Below are 17,442 nucleotides of genomic sequence, written 5' to 3'. Positions count from 1 at the left end.
TAGGAAGGCGTGATTTGCGTATGCTAAAAAAGAAGCGGATAATCGCCCTGCTATGCTGTTTATGTCAGATTCTATCCCGCCGTCAGGTGATTTATGTCAATATAGCTGTACTCCGCTGATTGTGATACAAATAACAGGTTTCTCCTATTAGGTATGCTAGAATTTGCAGCAACAAAAGCAAAAAACAACCTTGCAGACAGCATATCACTGTGTTATATTGTATATAGATTTAGATTGAGTCTAAATACAATAACAAATAAATTCACTATAGGAGGCTATTTAGAATGAGTACTCAAGTCAATAATCAGACTGAACTGCACGCTGCATTGAACCGCCAGACTGCGAACTGGACCCTGCTCGGAGTGAAACTGCATCACTACCACTGGTATGTGAGCGGAACACAATTCTTCACCCTGCATGCCAAGTTCGAAGAGCTCTACACCGAGGCTGCCACCTATGTGGATGATCTGGCTGAACGTCTGCTCGCTATCGGCGGTAAGCCGGCTTCGTCAATGACCCAATATCTGGCCCTCTCCGGGCTGAAGGAAGCTGTCGGCGGCGAAAGTGCGAAAGAAATGGTTGCCCAGCTGATTAAGGATTTTGCACATGTCTCCGAAGAGCTCAAGAGTGCGATCTCCGCTGCGGAGGAGCTTAGTGACCAGCCGACGGCTGATCTTCTGATCGGAATCAGAACCAGTGTCGAGAAGAATGCCTGGATGCTGAACGCTTATCTGGCTTAATAACAGCTGCTTGATGAATTGCTGAGCTGCTCTGCCTGTGCAGGCTGCTGGAGCATTAAAGTGCCCGTGCGATAACCGCACGGGCACTTTTGATATACAGCCTATTTAATGAATACACCGCCAAATGGCAGCGCCTCACGCAGAAAACGCTTGATGATCCCATCCTCGTCATGCTCCCGTTCAAAGCGGCGGCTCTGGCGGCCTGCCTGAAACAGCACCGGACCGTGGCCGGTCATTTTCCAGTGATAGCTCATATGCTGGCTGGCCAGATGATTGCCGTAAACGGTCAGCTCGAGCCTGGCGTTCTCGGGATAGGCAATAATACTGCCTGCATCCACATACAGCGGCTCCGTGGGATGCAGTTCAGCCTCGCAGACCGTTCCTTCGGTAAGAATGCCGATGCTGCCGTGGCCGGCAAATTTCACCTTCACCACATCGCGGGTCACCAGCATATTCTTCATACTCAGTACGCGTGTCTGCATCGTAATTCCATTGCTATAGAAGAACAGGTGCCTGAAGTCATAGAGCAAGTCGCTTTGCCGTCCAGCTGCAAGGTTTTGACCTTGTAGCCGGGAGGAAGCGCTGCGACAAACCGGCAGGGTCCGGACAGATCAGAACGGATCAGCTTGCGCTTGCGGTACATGCCCTTGACATCCATCAGCCGGTCAGCCCTTCCGGAAGAGGGACCCTGATATGCGATTATCTGCTGAGGATGCAGGACATGAACCTCTTCGTTCTCCCCGACAGTAAAAGCAATGGCTTGTCCGCTGCTGCTGTCGCCTTCATCCTGGATGTCAACGTTCATCGTTCATACTCCTTCCTGTTAAGAGAAAAACAGATAACTGCGTTAACGCAGCCTGTCACGCAGGCTGTCGCTTTTTCTGGAGCGGTGGCGCATCATAAAGCGCAGCAGCCGGATGATAACAAAATAGCCAAGAATAAGGGCAATTCCGGTAATCACTGTAACCTTGATCCGGTTATAATAATTTTCCCGCTCGGTGCGGTCGTTTTTGAGTTCATCAACAACGAGGCTGAGCTGACGGTTCTGCTCCTGCAGGGCCTCATTCTGGGCGCGGTAGGTCTCCATCTGCTCCAGCGTCTGCCCAAGCTGGCTCTGGGTTTCCCCCAGTGCATCAACGGTCTGGCCAAGCTGATCCTTGGTCTGCTGGAGCTCTTCAACAGTCTCCTGATAGCTCTGCTGCAGCTTGTTCACTTCGCCCGGCAGCTCTGAGAAGTTCTGTAATCCATTATATAAATCACTGAAATAATTAGCCTCTGCTGCCGGAGCCGGCAGATAAACGGACAGACCGAGCAGCAGCAGGGCTGATAGAGTCAGCTTCTTCCATGTGCGGGTTAAAGGTTTTATGAGTTTCATATCATTCACCACCTGAAAATAGGTTCGTACTTACTATTATTTTAGCATAGAGAGGGAAGCCCTGGCACTTTTGATCGAAGTCTGACAGCATTTTGGCTTCTGCCTGACAGACGGTGTGTGATTTTGGCGGATAAGATCAGTTTAAGGACTTTTACCCTGGAGTCTACAGCAGTAACCAAAGAGTAATACAGCGATTCCGACAGGCAGGTTTCAATTGGCTTTTCTTAAATAATGAATTTAACGTATACTGTGAACGGGGAGGGCTGATCGTATGAATAAATGGCTGAAAACCGTGCTGTTTCTCGCAGGCTCTGCGCTTTTGACACGTCTGATTCCATTCTCATCGGTGTTCCGCAATCTGGATACGATGTTCCACGAATTCGGGCATGCGCTGGTAACCCTGCTGCTCTCGGGACAAGTGCTGAGGATCGAGCTGTATGCAGACCATAGCGGTGTAACCTATTCGGCTGTTGAAGCAGGACTAAGGCCAGTACTGGTATCCCTTTCGGGTTATCCGTTGGCATCGCTGTTTGCATTGCTGCTGTTTTATTTGTACGCCGCAGGGCGTGAGCGCTGGGGGCTGATGTTATCCTCGCTGGTCGCTCTGGTTATGCTGGTGCTGTATGTCAGGGGCGGCTTCGGCATGCTCTGGCTGGGCGGGTTCATCGCCCTTAATCTGTCTTCTCTGTACATCTGGCCCAAGGCACTCAAATACTATTATCTGTTCCTGGCCTTTCTGACGCTGGAAGAGTCGGTAATGGGTACATTGTTTCTGCTCTCAGCATCGCTGCTGTCACCGTCCAGAGCGGGAGATGCGGCAAATCTGGCCGGACTTACCGTTCTGCCTGCCGTTTTCTGGGCTGCATTATTCTTTCTGTTTTCCTTGCTTTGTGCCAAATGGTCGCTTGCCTGCTTTTTCAGAAAGGAACGTGCGAAGGTTACAAGGGGGCGCCGGTGAAGGTCAGATGAGAATTTCGTCAGATTTAGACAAAAGGACATCAATTCAAAAAGAGCCAATCTGCTTTTTAAGCAGTTTGGCTCTTTTTTTGTCGATAATATAGATGCGAACATACATTCCATGACAAGGAGTTGTCCGCCATTATTGGTACATTAATAGAAGAACCAAAAAAAGAAAGAGGTGGAAATATGCAAGCAAGTATCCAGCCCATATTTACATGGAGCCGGAGCCGGATTTTTGCCGGAGCATCCCGGAATTTAATATTGCTTGTGGAATGGAAAGGGTTGAACCAGCGTGAGGAGGTGCGCAAGAAAAGCCGCAAGCTGGTGGCAAAGGAGATCGAGCTGCGGATCTGGCTGGAAGCACACCTGACCTTTATCGGGGCCTACGGCTGTACCGCTGAAGCCGGGGAAGGGAGATCTCTGCTCCTGAAGCTGGGCAAGATCCATGCAGGAGCGCGCAAGTTCATCTGTCTGGAGTTTAAAACCGAAGGCATGCCTTCCGGAATCCATGAGGCGCTCTGGCTGCAGTGGCAATACAAGCAGCCGCCGGTGGAACGGATCAGGGAGCTGCCGCTGCAAAAGCTGGGACTCGAATATACGCATCATACCGATGCGCTGGCTCTGGATAATTGCTTTCATGTTGAAAAGCATCTGGAACTTCTGAAGATGGTAAAGGTGCTCGAGGAGGTCCCATTGTCAGACAGCCGCAGAAGGGATCTGGTGCTGGAGGAAAGGGTGCGCAGACAGGCGGATAAGCTGCTGCTGCTGGCAGCACGTTCAGGCGATATGCAGCTGGTGAAGGAGGCTGAAGTGCTATATAAGCAGCTTGAAGCCTAGCAGGCCGCAATTTAGCAGGTTAAGCAGTGTTACATACATAACAAATCACCCGATATTGAATAAGGTGCTTAACAGCTCATGTAATATAAATGTGGTAATGTAGTAAAATAGTTCTATTATCTTTTTGTGACTCGGTTATTTGATTCTCATTTATAGATAAATATAACTAAATTATTAAAAATAATGGGTCTATTTTACCATATATCAAGGGGAACTGAAAAATGACAGACCGATTAATCCGGCTGATGCGCATCATCACGCTAGTGCAGGCAAAACCTGGGATTCTGGCGCGTGAGCTGGCAGAACGCTGCGGCAACAGCGAAAGAACGATTTATCGGGATATGGATGCGCTCAGCGCCATGCATATTCCGATTACCCACTTGGGGCATGGGAAGGGATATGCTTTTATCGGTAATTTTGCATTGTACCCTTTAGATCTCACGGATGACGAGGCGGCTGCCTTTTCACAGCTGCGTAAAGTAATGAAAGAAATCAAGCCTTTGCTGCCCGCTGAATTTGAAACTGCCTATGAAAAAATAATGGCTGCACAATATAAGCAAAGGGCGGAAAGGGAAGAAACGATGGAAAGTGTGAGAAAGGAAGCCGGGCAGCCCGGCGCAGACTGGAATTCCATGCAGCTGGAGCAGTCTGTATTTCTTACGGAAATCCTGTCAGCTGTAATGAAGCAGCGGAGCATGCAGGCAGACTATTGTGAGAATGGCAAAGAGGAGCAGGCGCTCCAGATTGACCCTTACTGTCTTGTTCCGCTGGAGAACCGGATTTATCTGATAGGTGCCTGTCACCGTTTCGGAAGAATCCGCGCTTTTCATATGAATGGCTTCTCCAAGGTAAAGACGCTGAATAACTGGTTTTCCAAGGAACGCTTTGACCTGCAGGCTTTTATGTCGCAAAAATGGAGTCTTGATCAGGACAGTGTACAGATCGAATTCAGAATCCGGTTCTCTGAGCGGATGATGGAGCGGCTGAAGTATGAAGAACTGCCGGTAAAGCCTAGCAAGGTGGACAGACAGAATAGCTGTCTGCACTTCAGGATGGCTATTGAGCAGGATATCGCTTTTGTCCGCTGGCTGATGAAGTTTGAGGAGGAGGCTGAGATCCTGGAGCCGTTTTATTACAGGGATGTCCTCAGATATCATATGGAACAATGGCTGATGCTATACAAATAATCGGGATACTTCAGGAACTGTTCCTTCTGTAGCCTGGATTTAGATCCGTGATACAGGCAACTAAACTGGTTCGTGTATATTTGACCTTTGTTCAATTTATATTATATATAACTGTTCATAACTAAATATAAACAAACATAACTAACCATATAGTATTATAAAAAAGGTTGTGCTAAAATAACACCAAAATATACAGATATACATAAGTAGGAGGAATCCATATGTTCAAGAAACTAGCTGTGATCATCATGTCTGTTTTTCTTGTATCAGGTGCATCGGCAGCAACGCCCGGTCTTGAGGTACAGGCAGCAGCCAAGAAAACAGAGATTATCGTTTCCGCAGCGGCCAGCCTGCAGGACAGCCTGGATAAAATCGCGGTACTGTATGAGAAGCAGCATTCTGATATTGACCTTGTCTTCAATTATGGTGCTTCCGGCACGCTGCAGAAGCAGATTGAACAAGGTGCGCCGCGGACCTGTTCTTCTCTGCCGGGGATAAGCAGATGAAGGCACTGGTGGACGAGGGGCTTATTTCGGAGAGTAAGCAGCTCTTGAAGAATCAGCTGGTGCTGGTTGTTCCCGTAAGCTCCAAAACAAAGATCACTTCCATTACACTGCTTACCGATAAGGCCTTTAAAAAGGTGGCCGTTGGCCAGCCTGAATCCGTGCCTGCCGGCCAGTACGCCCAGCAGTCATTGACTGCCAAGAAGGTATGGGATACGCTGCAGAGCAAGCTGGTCTTTGCCAAGGATGTCCGTCAGGTGCTCTCCTATGTAGAGACAGGGAATGCGGATGCAGGCTTCGTATACAAGACGGATGCCCTCACTTCCTCTAAGGTAAAGATCGCGCTTACTGTAGGGGCACATGTGCATAAGGCCATTAATTACCCTGTAGGCATTGTCAAGGAATCTGATCATCAGGCAGAAGCCAAAGCCTTCTACAATTATGTTCAGACCAAGGCAGCAGGCAGCATCTTCACAAGCTACGGATTTTCACTGGCGGATTAATTCATCGAATGAAGATAAGCGGGGTGGAAGCGAATGGAGATCAATTGGACTGAATTTTTCGCCCCGGTCTGGCTTTCAGTCAGAATCGCTGTAATTACCAGCATTATTGTATTTATTCTGGCAACCTATGCGGCCAAGCTGATGGCGGGCCGGAAATTCCCGGGTTACAGTCTGCTGGAGACTGTACTGATGCTGCCGCTTGTTCTGCCGCCGACCGTTGTCGGATTTGTGCTTCTGGTCATTCTGGGACGCAGGAGCTGGATTGGAGAGTTGTATGAACGGTTAACAGAGCAGACCATTCTGTTTACATGGGGAGCAGCGGTGATAGCTGCTGTAGTCGTCGCTTTTCCGCTGGTCTACCGGACCGTAAAGGCCGGCTTTGAGGAAGTGGATAAGGATCTTGAGGACGCCGCACGCGCCCAGGGGGCCAGCGAGCTGCAGGTGCTGCGGTATGTTACGCTGCCGCTGGCAGGCCGGGCGCTGGCTGCCGGATTTGTGCTGGGATTTGCCCGGGGGCTGGGTGAGTTCGGGGCGACCATCATGGTAGCGGGGAATATTCCGGGGCGTACCCAGACTGTACCGACTGCAATCTATGTTGCCGTAGACGGCGGCAATATGACCCTTGCCTGGATGTGGGTCTGTTCCATCATAGTCATTTCTGCGCTTATGCTGATGTTCGTTAACCGCCGTTCATAACGGTGAAGGTGTACGATTACATACAAAAACTCCGGCTTTCCCTGGTCAGTCAGGGAAGCGGAGTTTTTGTTTATCCGGAGAAGCGTTATGTTTCGTAGATAATCTCACCGGTTCCAGTAAGATCATAGCTGTGAATCGTATTAAGCTCGTTCTTGAAGGCCGGGGAACGCAAAATATCGAGCACAGCGCCAATCCACTGTTCATTCTCAGGCTTCTTGAGCATTACAAGATCATAACGCTCCTGAATCAGCGGGATGAACTCCAGACCTTCAATGATTTTGGCGGCCTTTTCTATACCGATGCCGACATCGGCTTCACCGCGGGCCACGCGGCCGGCTACCGCCAGATGGCTGTTCTCCTCGGTCCCATACCCGCTCAGTCCGGCTGCAGGAATTCCGTGCAGCCGCAGCTGCTCGTCCAGCAGCACACGGACGCCGGAGCCGCGCTCACGGTTAATCAGCTTCAGGCCCGGCTGCTGCAAATCCTGCCAGCTGCGGATATTCCGCGGATTACCCTGCTGTACATAGAGCCCGGCGCTGCGGGTCAGCATACGCACGACAAGATAGGGGAAGCCCACCAGCAGCTTGCGGATATAGGGGAGGTTATACTCCCCTGTATCGCCGTCCAGCAGGTGGGTGCTGACTATGTCCGATTCGCCGTTGTACATGGCGATCAGGCTGTCGAGGCTGCCGGCATAAGAACGAAGCGGCCGGGAGGAGGGCAGGCTGCGCTCCAGATGGGTAGCCAGAATATCAAGGGACATGTCCTGTCCGGTAATCACTATGTTCGTTGCAGCAGCCTTAACCGGTCCGGAACCAGGCTGGGTAAGGTGAAGCGGAGGCGAGAAGGTTGCCGGCGGCAGAACAAACGGCATACCTGTCTGCAGAGGGACAGGGGCGGCAGAAGCCCCCTGCGGCGCTGCGGACGAACTTGTGCTGCGCGAATTCTGCTTATAGGCCTCAAGATCAGAGTGGTCTACCCGCATCTGTTTCCCGACACGGTATGACGGCAGCTCGCCTTTTTTGATCAGGTCATAGACCTTTAATTTCGATATCTTCAACAGCCGGGCGATTTCCTCGGTTGTATAGGAAGTATTCTCGGACATGGGATAAAGCCTCCTAGAGGTGCACTGCGGCAGCGCCCAATCAGTCTAAATGATAGATCAAGCCTACCTTATTTTGAGAGCCTGTGCAATTAAAGAACCCTCAGGAGGCCGGGCAGTCCCTAATAGGCCAGCTGTCTGATGTCTCCCGCCTTCTCGGAGGCTGACAGTCCGATCAGTTCGGAGACGGTAACAAACCGGTATCCCTGCTTCTCCAGGGCAGGCAGAATGATCTGCAGGGCCTCATACGTTTGGGATTGCCCGTGAACATAGTCATGGAAGAGGACAATATCACCGCTATGAGCATTCGTGATGACTTTGCTGGAGATATTCCAAACCCCCGGACGGTTCCAGTCGCGTGTATCCTGATGCCACGACCACAGCACGGGCTTCAGCCCCATGCGGTTTGAGACATTGACCAGCGTCTCGTCATACATCCCGCCCGGCGGCCGGAAAAGGCTGCTGTGCCGGCCGGTAACCTTTACAATTTCGTCTTCCGTCAGCTTCAGCTCCTTCATTACCTGCTCTACGGAGATAGGCCGTTTGAAATATACATGGTTATAAGTATGATTGGCCAGCTCATGGCCCTCTGAGATAACCCGGCTGGCGATTTCAGGATAGGCGGCGATTTTTTTGCCTATGGCGAAAAAGGTGCACTTGGCGTTGTATTCCTGCAGTACATCGAGAATCTTGATAGTGTCGGTCGGGTCAGGGCCATCATCGAAGGTCAGGGCGATCACTTTCTGGCGCGTCGGCACTTCCCAGATCATGTCGCCCTTCTGCTCATGATACTGGCGGTTCTTGGTATCGGAACGGGCCAGGGCGTGGCTTGACCAGCTGGCCAGCAGCATGAGCAGGGCCAGAACTGCTGCTGATATTCGGCGGAATCTTTTCATGGTTTGTCAGCTTCACTCCATAGCGGACCCGTGTGCGGGAAACGGGCTATTTTGACCTTAGAATGCTCCATCCCTGTGATGAAATATTCACGGCAGGCGAGAACTCGTTTTTTCTATTTTAGAGTGAAAGTTCTGCCGGAAATGTCTATAATGAAGTACTAAATACAGAACATGGATAGGGGCAGCGGATATGACACTAATTGAGAAAAGAGAGCACAGGCAGTATCCGGAGATTACCCGTCTGGAGACATCAAGAGCGGCGTATGAACGCGACTATTCACGCCTGATTCACTCACCGACCTTCCGCCGGCTGCAGGGCAAATCACAGGTATTCGGCGCCGGCACCGGCGATTATTACCGGACCCGTCTGACCCACTCGCTCGAGGTGGCGCAGATTGCCCGCGAGGCAGCCAAAAGCCTGTTACGTTCTTATCCTGAGGTGGAAACCGGACAGGCGGACAACCCCGGGCTTGTCATTGATCCTGAAGTGGTGGAATGTGCAGCCATCGCCCATGATTTCGGCCATCCCCCGTTCGGGCATAAAGGGGAAGAGGTGCTGGACAACATCCTGGAGCAGCTTATCGCCAAAAAAACAGCCGAGGAAGCGCTGAAGTCAGGCGCCGGCCCGGTGCAGAAGCAGACGATCGAAGGGAATATGAAGCGGCAGTATGAGCATTTTGAGGGCAATGCGCATAACTTCCGGCTGATCATGTTTCTGGAGAAGCGCGAGAATATCGACGGGCTGAATCTGTCTGATGCCGTGCTGCTGGGGATCAACAAGTATCCTTTTCCCGGCACGGTGCTGAAGAAGGGCATGTATCTGTCCGAATGGAATTATATCTCGGAGATCCGCAAGGACTGGGGGATTCCTGACGGCAAAAAGACGCTGGAGGCCCAGCTGATGGACCTGTGCGATGACATCGCCTATTCCGCGCATGATCTGGAGGACGGGATCAAGGCGGGCAAGATTGAAGTCCATGAGCATTTTATGCACGATACCTATATCCAGCGGCTGATTGTAGAGAAGATTACGACGCTGGAGGACTCCTTCTGGAAGGGCTGGCAGCCTGAAGCGATCCACATCAAGGTGGAGGCGGTACTGAGCGAGTTCCTGAGAGTCTGGATGGACAAGATGCCGACCTGCGAAAATGATTATTCCCGTACGCGCCGGGAGGTGAAGGCTTACTGGGTAAGCACCTTCGTCGCCAGTCTCGGGGTCATTTCCGACGGGGACTGGAAGAAGGTCACGTTCATCAAGGATGGCGCAGAGGATGAGGATATGCTGCGGACGGTCAGTGTGCTCAAAAGCTTCGCCTGGGTTACGATGATCCGCGACCTGCGCGTGCAGCGCCTGCAAAAACGCAGTGAATGGATTCTCCGCCGGCTGTGGGGGGCGTTCAACGATCCGGAGACCTCCAAGGCGATCATTCCGAGCGACTGGCTGCAGCGCTTTGAGAAGGACCAGCGGCAGCAGAAGCCGATCTGGACCTGGGAGCATATGGTGATCGACTACATCGCCGGGATGACGGATGCTTTTGCCGAAAAAATCTATAACGAGCTGTACGGCCTGAAGGTAGGCTCCATTTACGACCTGGATTAAGCCGTTCAGACAGACCGGGTTCCCTGCGGGAGCCCGGTTTTATTGTGCGGAGGATATATGACATCATCTAAAAATATCCGTAATTCCTGCCGAAATATAGAGAGTAGTGTATCGTTTTGCCCAATTGTGAAAATGAAAGCAATCGATTGTAAATTACTTGTAAGGTTTTCGGAAATCAGAGGGGGCATAGTTGTGGGAAAAGAGCGGAATCGGTTGGAATCCGTACTGAAGCAGACAAAAGGTACTATGAAAAAGGTCATGGAGGCCAGAAAAAAAAGCGTTGGAGCAAAAATCGCCACAGGCTACGCAGCCTTGGCCCTGCTGGTTCTGCTAATCGGGGGTACCTCCCTCTATCAAATGTACAATATGCAGAAAAACACAGGGAATATTGTTGAAAAAGCAATACCGGCGCTTAATCAGGTGCATGATATCAATTATTATACAGAGCACATTATGGCGCTCAGTATGCAGCATATTCTCAATACAGACAGTGCTGAAAAGGCTAAGCTTGAAGAACAAAGGGCTCAGGCGATCCGCAAGGTTGCCGATTTGATGAAGCTTTACAGAGAATCGCTTGACAGTGACACAGGACTGGAGCAGCTGTCAGCCCTCAGTGACAAATGGAATGAATACATGACGATCAATAGTCAGGCTATCAAGCTTAGTGACGAGGGGAATGAGCAGCTCGCGCTGGAGGTCTCGCAAAAAGGGATTGATGCCTTTAATGCGATGCAGATTGATCTGGAGGCGCTGGTCAAGCACAGCCAGGAGGATGCCGAGCAGGATGGGAGACACTCGGAGGATGCATTTCACGCCTCGCTTACTATTATCAGTATAATCATACTGCTTGTACTGCTGATTATCGGCCTGATCAATATGGTAATCCGTAAGACGATTATTAACCCGATCAAAGCGGTAACCGCTCATCTGCAGCGGATTGCGGAGGGGGATCTGACCTCGGAGGATACCCTGATCCGCAATGAGGATGAGATAGGGCGGCTTGCCAAAACGGCCAATGACACGAACCGGACGCTGCTTGCGATCGTCAGCCAGATTCGTAACGTCTCGGGAATCATCGCCCGGCAGGGCGATGAGCTGGTCCGCACGGTGTCAGGGACCAAAGAGGGAAGCAGCCAGATTGCCGTTACAATGGAGGAGCTGGCCAATGCGGCAGGCAGCCAGGCGGAATCCGCTGTGGAAGCCTCGAAGGCGGTTGAGGATTTGAACAAGCTGATAAGCGACTTTGCCGGCAAGGGGGAAGAGCTGCGGCTGCATTCGGATCAGGTGCGCACCAAAGGCGAGCGGGGCAGAGCACTGATGGAAAGCTCGGTGGCACAGATGGGCCAGATTGCCGAAGTTGTATCCCAGTCGATGGATACAGTGGAGGAGCTTAACCGTAAGAATGAAGGGATCTTCCGGCTGGTCGGCTCCATCCGCAGCATCTCTGAACAGACTCATCTGCTGGCCATCAACGCGGCGATAGAGGCTGCCAGAGCCGGGGACAGCGGGCGCGGATTCGCGGTCGTTGCCCAGGAAGTGCGCAAGCTGTCAGAGGATGTGCAGCAGACCGTATCCGAAATCACCAGCATCACTCAAGGGATTCAGGCGGATTCCAGAGAGATGGTGGAGCAGCTGCGGGAAGGTGTACTGAAGACGGAGGAGGGCGGCAGGCAGATTCTGGAGACCGGCAGCGCCCTGGCGGATATTAACCGCTCGGTAGATGTAATGGCAGGCACCATTGATAATATGGGCGGAGATATCCGGAAAATGGCCGGTGCAAGTGAGACGATGAATGAATTCAGCCAGCATATCTCGGCACTTGCCCAGCAGTCGGCAGCAGGAGTGGAGGAGACGTCAGCCTCTGCCAATGAGCAGGTGCAGGCGACCAGTGAGGTGGCAGCCGGCATCGGCCAGCTGCGCAGCCGTCTGGTGGAGCTTGAGGAGTCGGTAACGCGTTTCCGGATTTAACCGCGAACAGCAAAAGACAAAGGGGGATTCCCGGCAGGAAAAGCTGCCGGGAATCCCCCTTTTTAAAACGAACCGGGATGTTAAACGATATTAGTATTGCCGGCTATAATCCACCAGGTTACGGGAAGGCTGGCCGTCCTTCAGGTAAGCTTGTACATTCTCGGTAAAGAGCTCTACGATCCGGTCGGCATAACGGTCCGTCGTACCGGCGCAGTGCGGTGTAATAATGACCTGCTCCATGCCCCAAAGCGGATGTTCAGAAGGGAGCGGTTCGGGGTCAAAGACATCGAGACCCGCTCGGCCAGCTGCCCGCTGTTCAGCGCGGTCATAAGGGCTTCAGTATCCGTGGTCGCCCCGCGTCCGATGTTGATATAATAAGCCCCCTGCGGGCAGGCATTAAACACATCGGCATTAAAGAGTCCCTTCGTTTCGTCGGTAAGCGGCAGGGTGTTGATCAGGAAGTCGGCAGATTCGGCTGCTTCATGCAGCCGTGCAGTGGTGTAGACCTTGTCAAACCCGTCAACCTCTGAGCCTGAGCGGCTGATTCCGATGGTTTTCATCCGGAAAGCCTTGGCGATTCTGGCGGTCTCGCTTCCGATGGAGCCCGTTCCGGCAATGACGGCGGTTTTACCGGTCAGCTCGCTTTCCTTGCCGTCCGAATGCCACTTGCGTTCCAGCTGATTGCGGATCGCTGTGTGAAAGTTTCGGGTAAACATCAGCATGAATCCGATAATAACGGCCGTGATCGGCTCGGCATGGACACCGCTGGCATTTGTCAGAAGGATGCCCCGCTCCTCCAGCCTCCGAAGCGGCAGCTTCTCCACGCCGGCAGACCAGGTCTGGACCCAGCGGAGCGGTGAACCCGGCTGCAGCACGGTATCTGCTATGCCTTTGCCCCAGCCGATTATAATTTCCGCGCGGGCAAGCTGATCAAGATCCGGGCTTTTGGCATTTCCCAGTGTAAGGGTATAACCCGGAGCGGCGGCGAGAATGGTCTCCTGCTGCTGAGAAGTAAGTGGCTGCAAACAAACAATGGATTTAGTGATGATGGTTCCCTCCCGTTATACAATTTTCGTAAAATTGGCTGATCTTGTATACAATAAGGATATCAAATCTGTCCCGAAAGGTGAAATACACATGGAAAACCGTACGTTTGGCCGTGATCCTGAGCGTCTGTTTGTTGCCGTGAAGCTGCCTGAGGAGCAGGGAAGGCTGCTGGGACAGGAAGCGGCCGCACTGTCTTCAAGGCTGAAGTTCGCCAAATGGACATATCCCGATGATTATCATATTACCCTCCAGTTTCTGGGTGACACCCCGGCTGCCCAAATTCCCGCACTGCTTGCTGCCCTGAAGGTAATTTCTGCCGGACAGAAACCGTTCAGGCTCCGTCTCGGGGAATGGGGAACCTTCGGTGCTCCGGAGTCGCCAAGAGTGCTGTGGGCCGGGATTTCCGGTGAGCTGGAGCGGCTGCAGGAGCTCCAGCGCGACGTCGTTTCGGCAACTTCGGCGCTGGGGTTTAAGGCGGAAAAAAGATCCTATTCTCCGCACCTGACTTTAGCCCGCAAATACCGGGATGAACGCGTTTTCAGTTCGGGGCTGCTGGGCGATATGCGGGACCGGACAGACAAAATAGAGAACAATTGTTCGGTAAAAGACTGGACGGTTGATGCTTTTGTGGTGTATGCTACTAGAATGCATGCCATTCCTATGTATGAAATGATCGGAAAAATGTCATTTTTCTAAGCTTAAATCGACAAGAAAGTTTTCAAAGCTTCCATTTTCGGTTACATACAATAGGAATGTGCCGTAAACTAGGAGGTAAGTGATGGAGATTTTTAAACAAAACCGCTGTATTGCGCTGCTGGTCGGCGTAATTCTAGTGTGTTTCTCAGCGATAAGCCTGTTTAGCCCCGGCGTTGTTACCGAAGGCCAGAATACACAGCAATTGGATAAATTAGCCGGAGCCGGCCATGCCGCAGCCGCAGCGCTGCAGGTACAGCAATCGTCAGCTCAGGAGAGGTCAGGCAGGATAAGCACCCCTGTCTTTTATACATCAGCAACAAGTCTTGGCCAGGTCTGGCAGGACAAGCAGCCCAAGGCGGAATGGTTCGATCCTGGTAAGCTGAAGCCCAAGCAGGCAGCCGTTAAACCAGCCGTTCAGCCCAAAGCCACTCTGATGAAGGCCCCGCCGGCAGTGCAGACAGCACTCAAACAGGCGGCAGCCAAGGGGAATCAGACTGTAAACAAAGTCAAAACGGCATCTCAGCAAAATCCCCCCCTTAAATTGTTCTTCTCCCGGACAAAGCTACTAAACCAGGAACAGCAAGCGGAAGCAACCTGGAGCTACGCCGTATCCGAAGAAGACCTGCTACTGCTGCAAAAGATTGTAATGGCAGAAGCGGAGGGTGAACCGTACCAGGGCAAGGTGGCAGTCGCCAACGTTGTTCTGAACAGGCTACGGTCAGCCAATTTTCCCGACACTATATATGAGGTTATTTATCAGAAAAGCCAGTTTAGCCCGGTAGCTAACGGGCGTCTTAAACGTGTGAAACCGAATGAAGACAGTATAAAAGCGGTCAATGCCGCTCTTTCCGGAGTGAAAGAGGTTACGGACGATACGTATTTTTTCCTGTCACTGCAGCTGGCCCAGGATCTGACCGTACATCATTCACGCACCTATGCCAAGACCATCGGCAATCATACCTTTTATAAATAAGGGTCCTGCCTGCAGACAACTAAAAAACCTCCAAATCTGCATCAGGCAGAATTGGAGGTTTTTGATCGTTCAGGGCGTAACATAAACAGCCTCTTCTGTCCGCGCCTGCGCCCGTGTGCTCCGGAGCTCGGCAGGTCCGTCTGCGGTCTTGCCCAGAAGCTGCAGCACCGTGGAGGCGCAGTTGTGGGGCTGCTGGCGTTCCAGGGCGAGCCGCCGTCTGCGCTGCTCTTCGATCCCCGCGTATTCGCGGAGCAGGAGGGAGAACCATTTGTCCACCACCTGGGAGTCGAGCACCTCGGCCAGCCCGAGCTCTACGAAATACTGGCAGTTCTTCTCTTCCTGGCCGGGGATGGCGCTGTAGAACAGCATTGGAATCCCTTTGGCCTGCCCTTCCGTGCAGGTCATCCCGCCCGGTTTCGTTATCAGCAGGTCTGAAGCGTCCATCAGCTTGTTGATTTCGCTGCTGTAGCCCAGGATTTTTACATTGGGATGATTCAGCAGCGGAGTGGAGCGCATCCGCGCTACCAGCTTGTCGTTGCTCCCCATACAAAAGATCAGCTGAATCTGATCCATTCTGGCGGTAAGGGAATCCATGACATCCTGGCCGAACATTAGGCCCCAGCCTCCGCCCATAATTAGAACAGTTGGGATATCAGCCAGTCCGAGCTCTTTACGAAGCAATGTCTTGTTGGAACGCTCCCAGAACTTCGGGTGCACCGGAATCCCGGTGACTGTGACCCGCTCAGGCGGCACTCCCCGCCCGGTAAGGATGGATTTGACCCGTGAGGTAGAGACCAGGTAGCGGTCAGCCTCAGGGTTCACCCAGCTGCCGTGCGCGTCATAATCTGTTATCAAAGTATAAAGCGGTATATCCAGCCCCTGCTGCTTCAGCCTGGAGATGACAGCGGCAGGAATCGGATGGGAGCAGATAATAAGATCGGGCTTCAGCTGCTCGACCACCTTTTTGGCATGAGTATAAAAAACCCGGTGCAGCGCTGCACGGGTCAGCCGGTTAAGTGATTTATGATATTGGGTTTTATACATCATGCCGACCAGCTTAGGCTGGCTGCTGACTGTCTTGCGGTAAGCGGAAAGGATCCAAGGCGCAACCGTAGGATTCAGGAATTTGCCCAGCTCAATGACCCGGCACTGGACGTCCGGGTTAAGCAGTCTGATTCCTTCGGCCAGAGCATAGGCTGCCCCTGTATGGCCCGTGCCGAAGCCTTCCGAAAACAGCAGTACTCTTTTCTTTCGCATAAGTTCACCTGCTACTTTCCTTTATGGGTAGAATTGCGGGTCCTCTTCTTAGATCGAATACGAGATACCTCTCTGTAATAGTTCTATTACATTATACAAGGGAATGAACCCCTTATCTCACATTATACAAATAAGACGTAATTGGAAAGTTAAAACACTGCAATAAATTAAAAATAAAGAGCGCAGCCGGGTATTGCCAAGTGAAAGGGAAAGTGATAAAGTGGGTAATGACCAAATGACCGGATTAGTAAAGTGGTCAAGATAATGCGGCAGCGATTTTTTGCAGGAAAGGGAGTGGATACAGGTGGCTGTGGTAGATCGAAGGCAGCTGGTGCTTCAGGCCGCGACGAAATGTTTTTCATTATTCGGCTATAAGGCAACGACAATGGATCAGGTCGCCAAGATTGCGAATGTCGGAAAAGGCACGATTTATACCTTTTTTACGAATAAGGAGCAGCTGTTTGATGAGATTCTGCGTGATGTCATTACTGAGATGAAGCATATCGCCGAGCGGGAGATCAGGCGGGATAAGCCGTTTTTTGATAACCTGCACAGGGTGCTGGATGCACTGCTTGAATTTCGAAGCGAACATGAGCTGTTTATCAAGCTTTCCCAGGAAAGTCGCGATTTCGGAACGCCGCAGGCCGGTGACGGGCTCGACAAGCTCGAGAACGTTGTGCTGGAATATCTGGAACGGGAGGTGGAGCAGGCCATACAGCAAGGGGAAATCAAGCCGTGTGACCCCAAGATCGTGTCCATAGTAATGTTCAGGCTGTACATTGTACTGACCGCCGAGCTGAACAAGGTGCATGTACCTTTGAGCAAGGAGCAGATCAAGGATTATTTTCACTTGTTTCTGTCAGATGGCCTGGCACAGTAAGCCATGGGCTGCCGGAGGGAACGGCGCACAGTTTGTCCGCTGTCCCTTAGTACGGTGCTGCATGTGGAGAGTGCAGCAGAAAGGCTGAACAAATTTTTTTTGCTCTTAATTGACCGAATGGGGAAAATGGTCATCTGGTGTTACTGCAACTTTCATCCAGCTAGCAAATAGCAGCCCCGCCTAAACAGAGAGAGATTTATAGCTTTGTATAAAGAGCATATG

General features: G+C 51.8%; 17 protein-coding genes and 1 pseudogene. 12 read left to right on the top strand and 6 right to left on the bottom strand.

Going from position 1 to position 17,442, the window contains the following annotated elements; all coding sequences use genetic code 11:
* Positions 1–284 precede the first annotated feature (284 nt).
* The gene (locus AWJ19_RS32885; RefSeq protein WP_068720685.1) at positions 285–740 is read left to right on the top strand and encodes a DNA starvation/stationary phase protection protein; all 456 of its coding nucleotides are present in this window, start codon (positions 285–287) and stop codon (positions 738–740) included.
* Between the two features lie 101 nt (positions 741–841).
* Here AWJ19_RS32885 and AWJ19_RS32880 read toward each other — a convergent pair.
* Positions 842–1,545 (bottom strand): annotated as a pseudogene (locus AWJ19_RS32880) (AIM24 family protein).
* 42 nt (positions 1,546–1,587) lie between these two features.
* Complete coding sequence (locus AWJ19_RS32875) at positions 1,588–2,115, bottom strand: hypothetical protein (protein ID WP_068720689.1); 528 nt, start codon at positions 2,113–2,115, stop codon at positions 1,588–1,590.
* A 271-nt stretch (positions 2,116–2,386) separates the two neighbouring features.
* Here AWJ19_RS32875 and AWJ19_RS32870 point away from each other — a divergent pair, with 271 nt between their 5' ends.
* From AWJ19_RS32870 to modB, 6 genes are all read left to right on the top strand, one after another.
* The gene (locus AWJ19_RS32870) at positions 2,387–3,073 is read left to right on the top strand and encodes a M50 family metallopeptidase (protein WP_068720691.1); all 687 of its coding nucleotides are present in this window, start codon (positions 2,387–2,389) and stop codon (positions 3,071–3,073) included.
* A 188-nt stretch (positions 3,074–3,261) separates the two neighbouring features.
* Positions 3,262–3,912 (top strand): hypothetical protein, encoded by a 651-nt coding sequence (locus tag AWJ19_RS32865; protein WP_068720693.1) that lies wholly within the window; start codon positions 3,262–3,264, stop codon positions 3,910–3,912.
* Positions 3,913–4,133: 221 nt separating this feature from the next.
* Complete coding sequence (locus tag AWJ19_RS32860; RefSeq protein ID WP_068720695.1) at positions 4,134–5,099, top strand: WYL domain-containing protein; 966 nt, start codon at positions 4,134–4,136, stop codon at positions 5,097–5,099.
* Between the two features lie 221 nt (positions 5,100–5,320).
* Entirely contained in the window at positions 5,321–5,605 is a 285-nt protein-coding gene (locus tag AWJ19_RS37115; RefSeq protein WP_241781545.1) for a substrate-binding domain-containing protein, read from the top strand.
* Positions 5,602–6,105: a molybdate ABC transporter substrate-binding protein gene (gene modA, locus AWJ19_RS37110; protein WP_241781546.1), complete on the top strand. Its 504-nt coding sequence runs from the start codon at positions 5,602–5,604 to the stop codon at positions 6,103–6,105. Before AWJ19_RS37115 ends, modA begins: the two co-directional genes overlap by 4 nt.
* Positions 6,106–6,138: 33 nt before the next feature.
* A complete protein-coding gene (modB, locus tag AWJ19_RS32850; RefSeq protein WP_068720697.1) occupies positions 6,139–6,801 on the top strand; it encodes a molybdate ABC transporter permease subunit in 663 nt (220 codons plus the stop codon).
* Positions 6,802–6,886: 85 nt separating this feature from the next.
* Here the strand turns inward: modB and AWJ19_RS32845 are convergent, their stop codons facing one another.
* Positions 6,887–7,906 carry a helix-turn-helix transcriptional regulator gene (locus AWJ19_RS32845; RefSeq protein ID WP_068720698.1) on the bottom strand — a complete coding sequence of 340 codons (1,020 nt, stop codon included), beginning with the start codon at positions 7,904–7,906 and terminating at the stop codon, positions 6,887–6,889.
* 119 nt (positions 7,907–8,025) lie between these two features.
* On the bottom strand, positions 8,026–8,799 hold the full coding sequence (locus AWJ19_RS32840; protein ID WP_068720700.1) for a polysaccharide deacetylase family protein: 774 nt from the start codon (positions 8,797–8,799) through the stop codon (positions 8,026–8,028).
* A 190-nt stretch (positions 8,800–8,989) separates the two neighbouring features.
* Between AWJ19_RS32840 and dgt the strand changes: the two genes are divergently transcribed.
* Complete coding sequence (gene dgt, locus AWJ19_RS32835) at positions 8,990–10,399, top strand: dGTP triphosphohydrolase (protein ID WP_068720702.1); 1,410 nt, start codon at positions 8,990–8,992, stop codon at positions 10,397–10,399.
* Positions 10,400–10,591: 192 nt separating this feature from the next.
* Entirely contained in the window at positions 10,592–12,367 is a 1,776-nt protein-coding gene (locus AWJ19_RS32830; RefSeq protein WP_068720704.1) for a methyl-accepting chemotaxis protein, read from the top strand.
* Between the two features lie 173 nt (positions 12,368–12,540).
* Here AWJ19_RS32830 and AWJ19_RS32825 read toward each other — a convergent pair whose 3' ends face one another.
* Positions 12,541–13,392: a D-2-hydroxyacid dehydrogenase gene (locus AWJ19_RS32825; protein ID WP_241781547.1), complete on the bottom strand. Its 852-nt coding sequence runs from the start codon at positions 13,390–13,392 to the stop codon at positions 12,541–12,543.
* A 112-nt stretch (positions 13,393–13,504) separates the two neighbouring features.
* On the opposite strand from AWJ19_RS32825, the gene thpR reads away from it, so the two are divergent.
* Positions 13,505–14,110, top strand: a complete 606-nt coding sequence (gene thpR / locus AWJ19_RS32820; RefSeq protein WP_068720802.1) for an RNA 2',3'-cyclic phosphodiesterase — start codon at positions 13,505–13,507, stop codon at positions 14,108–14,110.
* Positions 14,111–14,192: 82 nt separating this feature from the next.
* Positions 14,193–15,083: a cell wall hydrolase gene (locus AWJ19_RS32815; RefSeq protein ID WP_068720706.1), complete on the top strand. Its 891-nt coding sequence runs from the start codon at positions 14,193–14,195 to the stop codon at positions 15,081–15,083.
* A 69-nt stretch (positions 15,084–15,152) separates the two neighbouring features.
* On the opposite strand, the gene AWJ19_RS32810 is transcribed toward AWJ19_RS32815, so the two are convergent.
* Positions 15,153–16,340 carry a glycosyltransferase gene (locus AWJ19_RS32810; RefSeq protein ID WP_068720709.1) on the bottom strand — a complete coding sequence of 396 codons (1,188 nt, stop codon included), beginning with the start codon at positions 16,338–16,340 and terminating at the stop codon, positions 15,153–15,155.
* Between the two features lie 304 nt (positions 16,341–16,644).
* On the opposite strand from AWJ19_RS32810, the gene AWJ19_RS32805 reads away from it, so the two are divergent.
* Positions 16,645–17,220: a TetR/AcrR family transcriptional regulator gene (locus AWJ19_RS32805; protein ID WP_068720711.1), complete on the top strand. Its 576-nt coding sequence runs from the start codon at positions 16,645–16,647 to the stop codon at positions 17,218–17,220.
* Positions 17,221–17,442 lie beyond the last annotated feature (222 nt).

Origin of the sequence: Paenibacillus sp. DMB5 (assembly GCF_001517085.1) — a bacterium.
Taxonomy (GTDB): Bacteria; Bacillota; Bacilli; order Paenibacillales; family Paenibacillaceae; genus Paenibacillus_AQ.
This window is presented reverse-complemented; position numbering and strand designations above follow the sequence as displayed.

Bases quoted from the DNA above. Each gene is read 5' to 3' on its own strand.
- AWJ19_RS32885 (WP_068720685.1), top strand. From the start codon at position 285: ATGAGTACTCAAGTCAATAATCAGACTGAACTGCACGCTGCATTGAAC.
- AWJ19_RS32875 (WP_068720689.1), bottom strand. From the start codon at position 2,115: ATGAAACTCATAAAACCTTTAACCCGCACATGGAAGAAGCTGACTCTA.
- AWJ19_RS32870 (WP_068720691.1), top strand. From the start codon at position 2,387: ATGAATAAATGGCTGAAAACCGTGCTGTTTCTCGCAGGCTCTGCGCTT.
- AWJ19_RS32865 (WP_068720693.1), top strand. From the start codon at position 3,262: ATGCAAGCAAGTATCCAGCCCATATTTACATGGAGCCGGAGCCGGATT.
- AWJ19_RS32860 (WP_068720695.1), top strand. From the start codon at position 4,134: ATGACAGACCGATTAATCCGGCTGATGCGCATCATCACGCTAGTGCAG.
- AWJ19_RS37115 (WP_241781545.1), top strand. From the start codon at position 5,321: ATGTTCAAGAAACTAGCTGTGATCATCATGTCTGTTTTTCTTGTATCA.
- modA (WP_241781546.1), top strand. From the start codon at position 5,602: ATGAAGGCACTGGTGGACGAGGGGCTTATTTCGGAGAGTAAGCAGCTC.
- modB (WP_068720697.1), top strand. From the start codon at position 6,139: ATGGAGATCAATTGGACTGAATTTTTCGCCCCGGTCTGGCTTTCAGTC.
- AWJ19_RS32845 (WP_068720698.1), bottom strand. From the start codon at position 7,906: ATGTCCGAGAATACTTCCTATACAACCGAGGAAATCGCCCGGCTGTTG.
- AWJ19_RS32840 (WP_068720700.1), bottom strand. From the start codon at position 8,799: ATGAAAAGATTCCGCCGAATATCAGCAGCAGTTCTGGCCCTGCTCATG.
- dgt (WP_068720702.1), top strand. From the start codon at position 8,990: ATGACACTAATTGAGAAAAGAGAGCACAGGCAGTATCCGGAGATTACC.
- thpR (WP_068720802.1), top strand. From the start codon at position 13,505: ATGGAAAACCGTACGTTTGGCCGTGATCCTGAGCGTCTGTTTGTTGCC.
- AWJ19_RS32815 (WP_068720706.1), top strand. From the start codon at position 14,193: ATGGAGATTTTTAAACAAAACCGCTGTATTGCGCTGCTGGTCGGCGTA.
- AWJ19_RS32810 (WP_068720709.1), bottom strand. From the start codon at position 16,340: ATGCGAAAGAAAAGAGTACTGCTGTTTTCGGAAGGCTTCGGCACGGGC.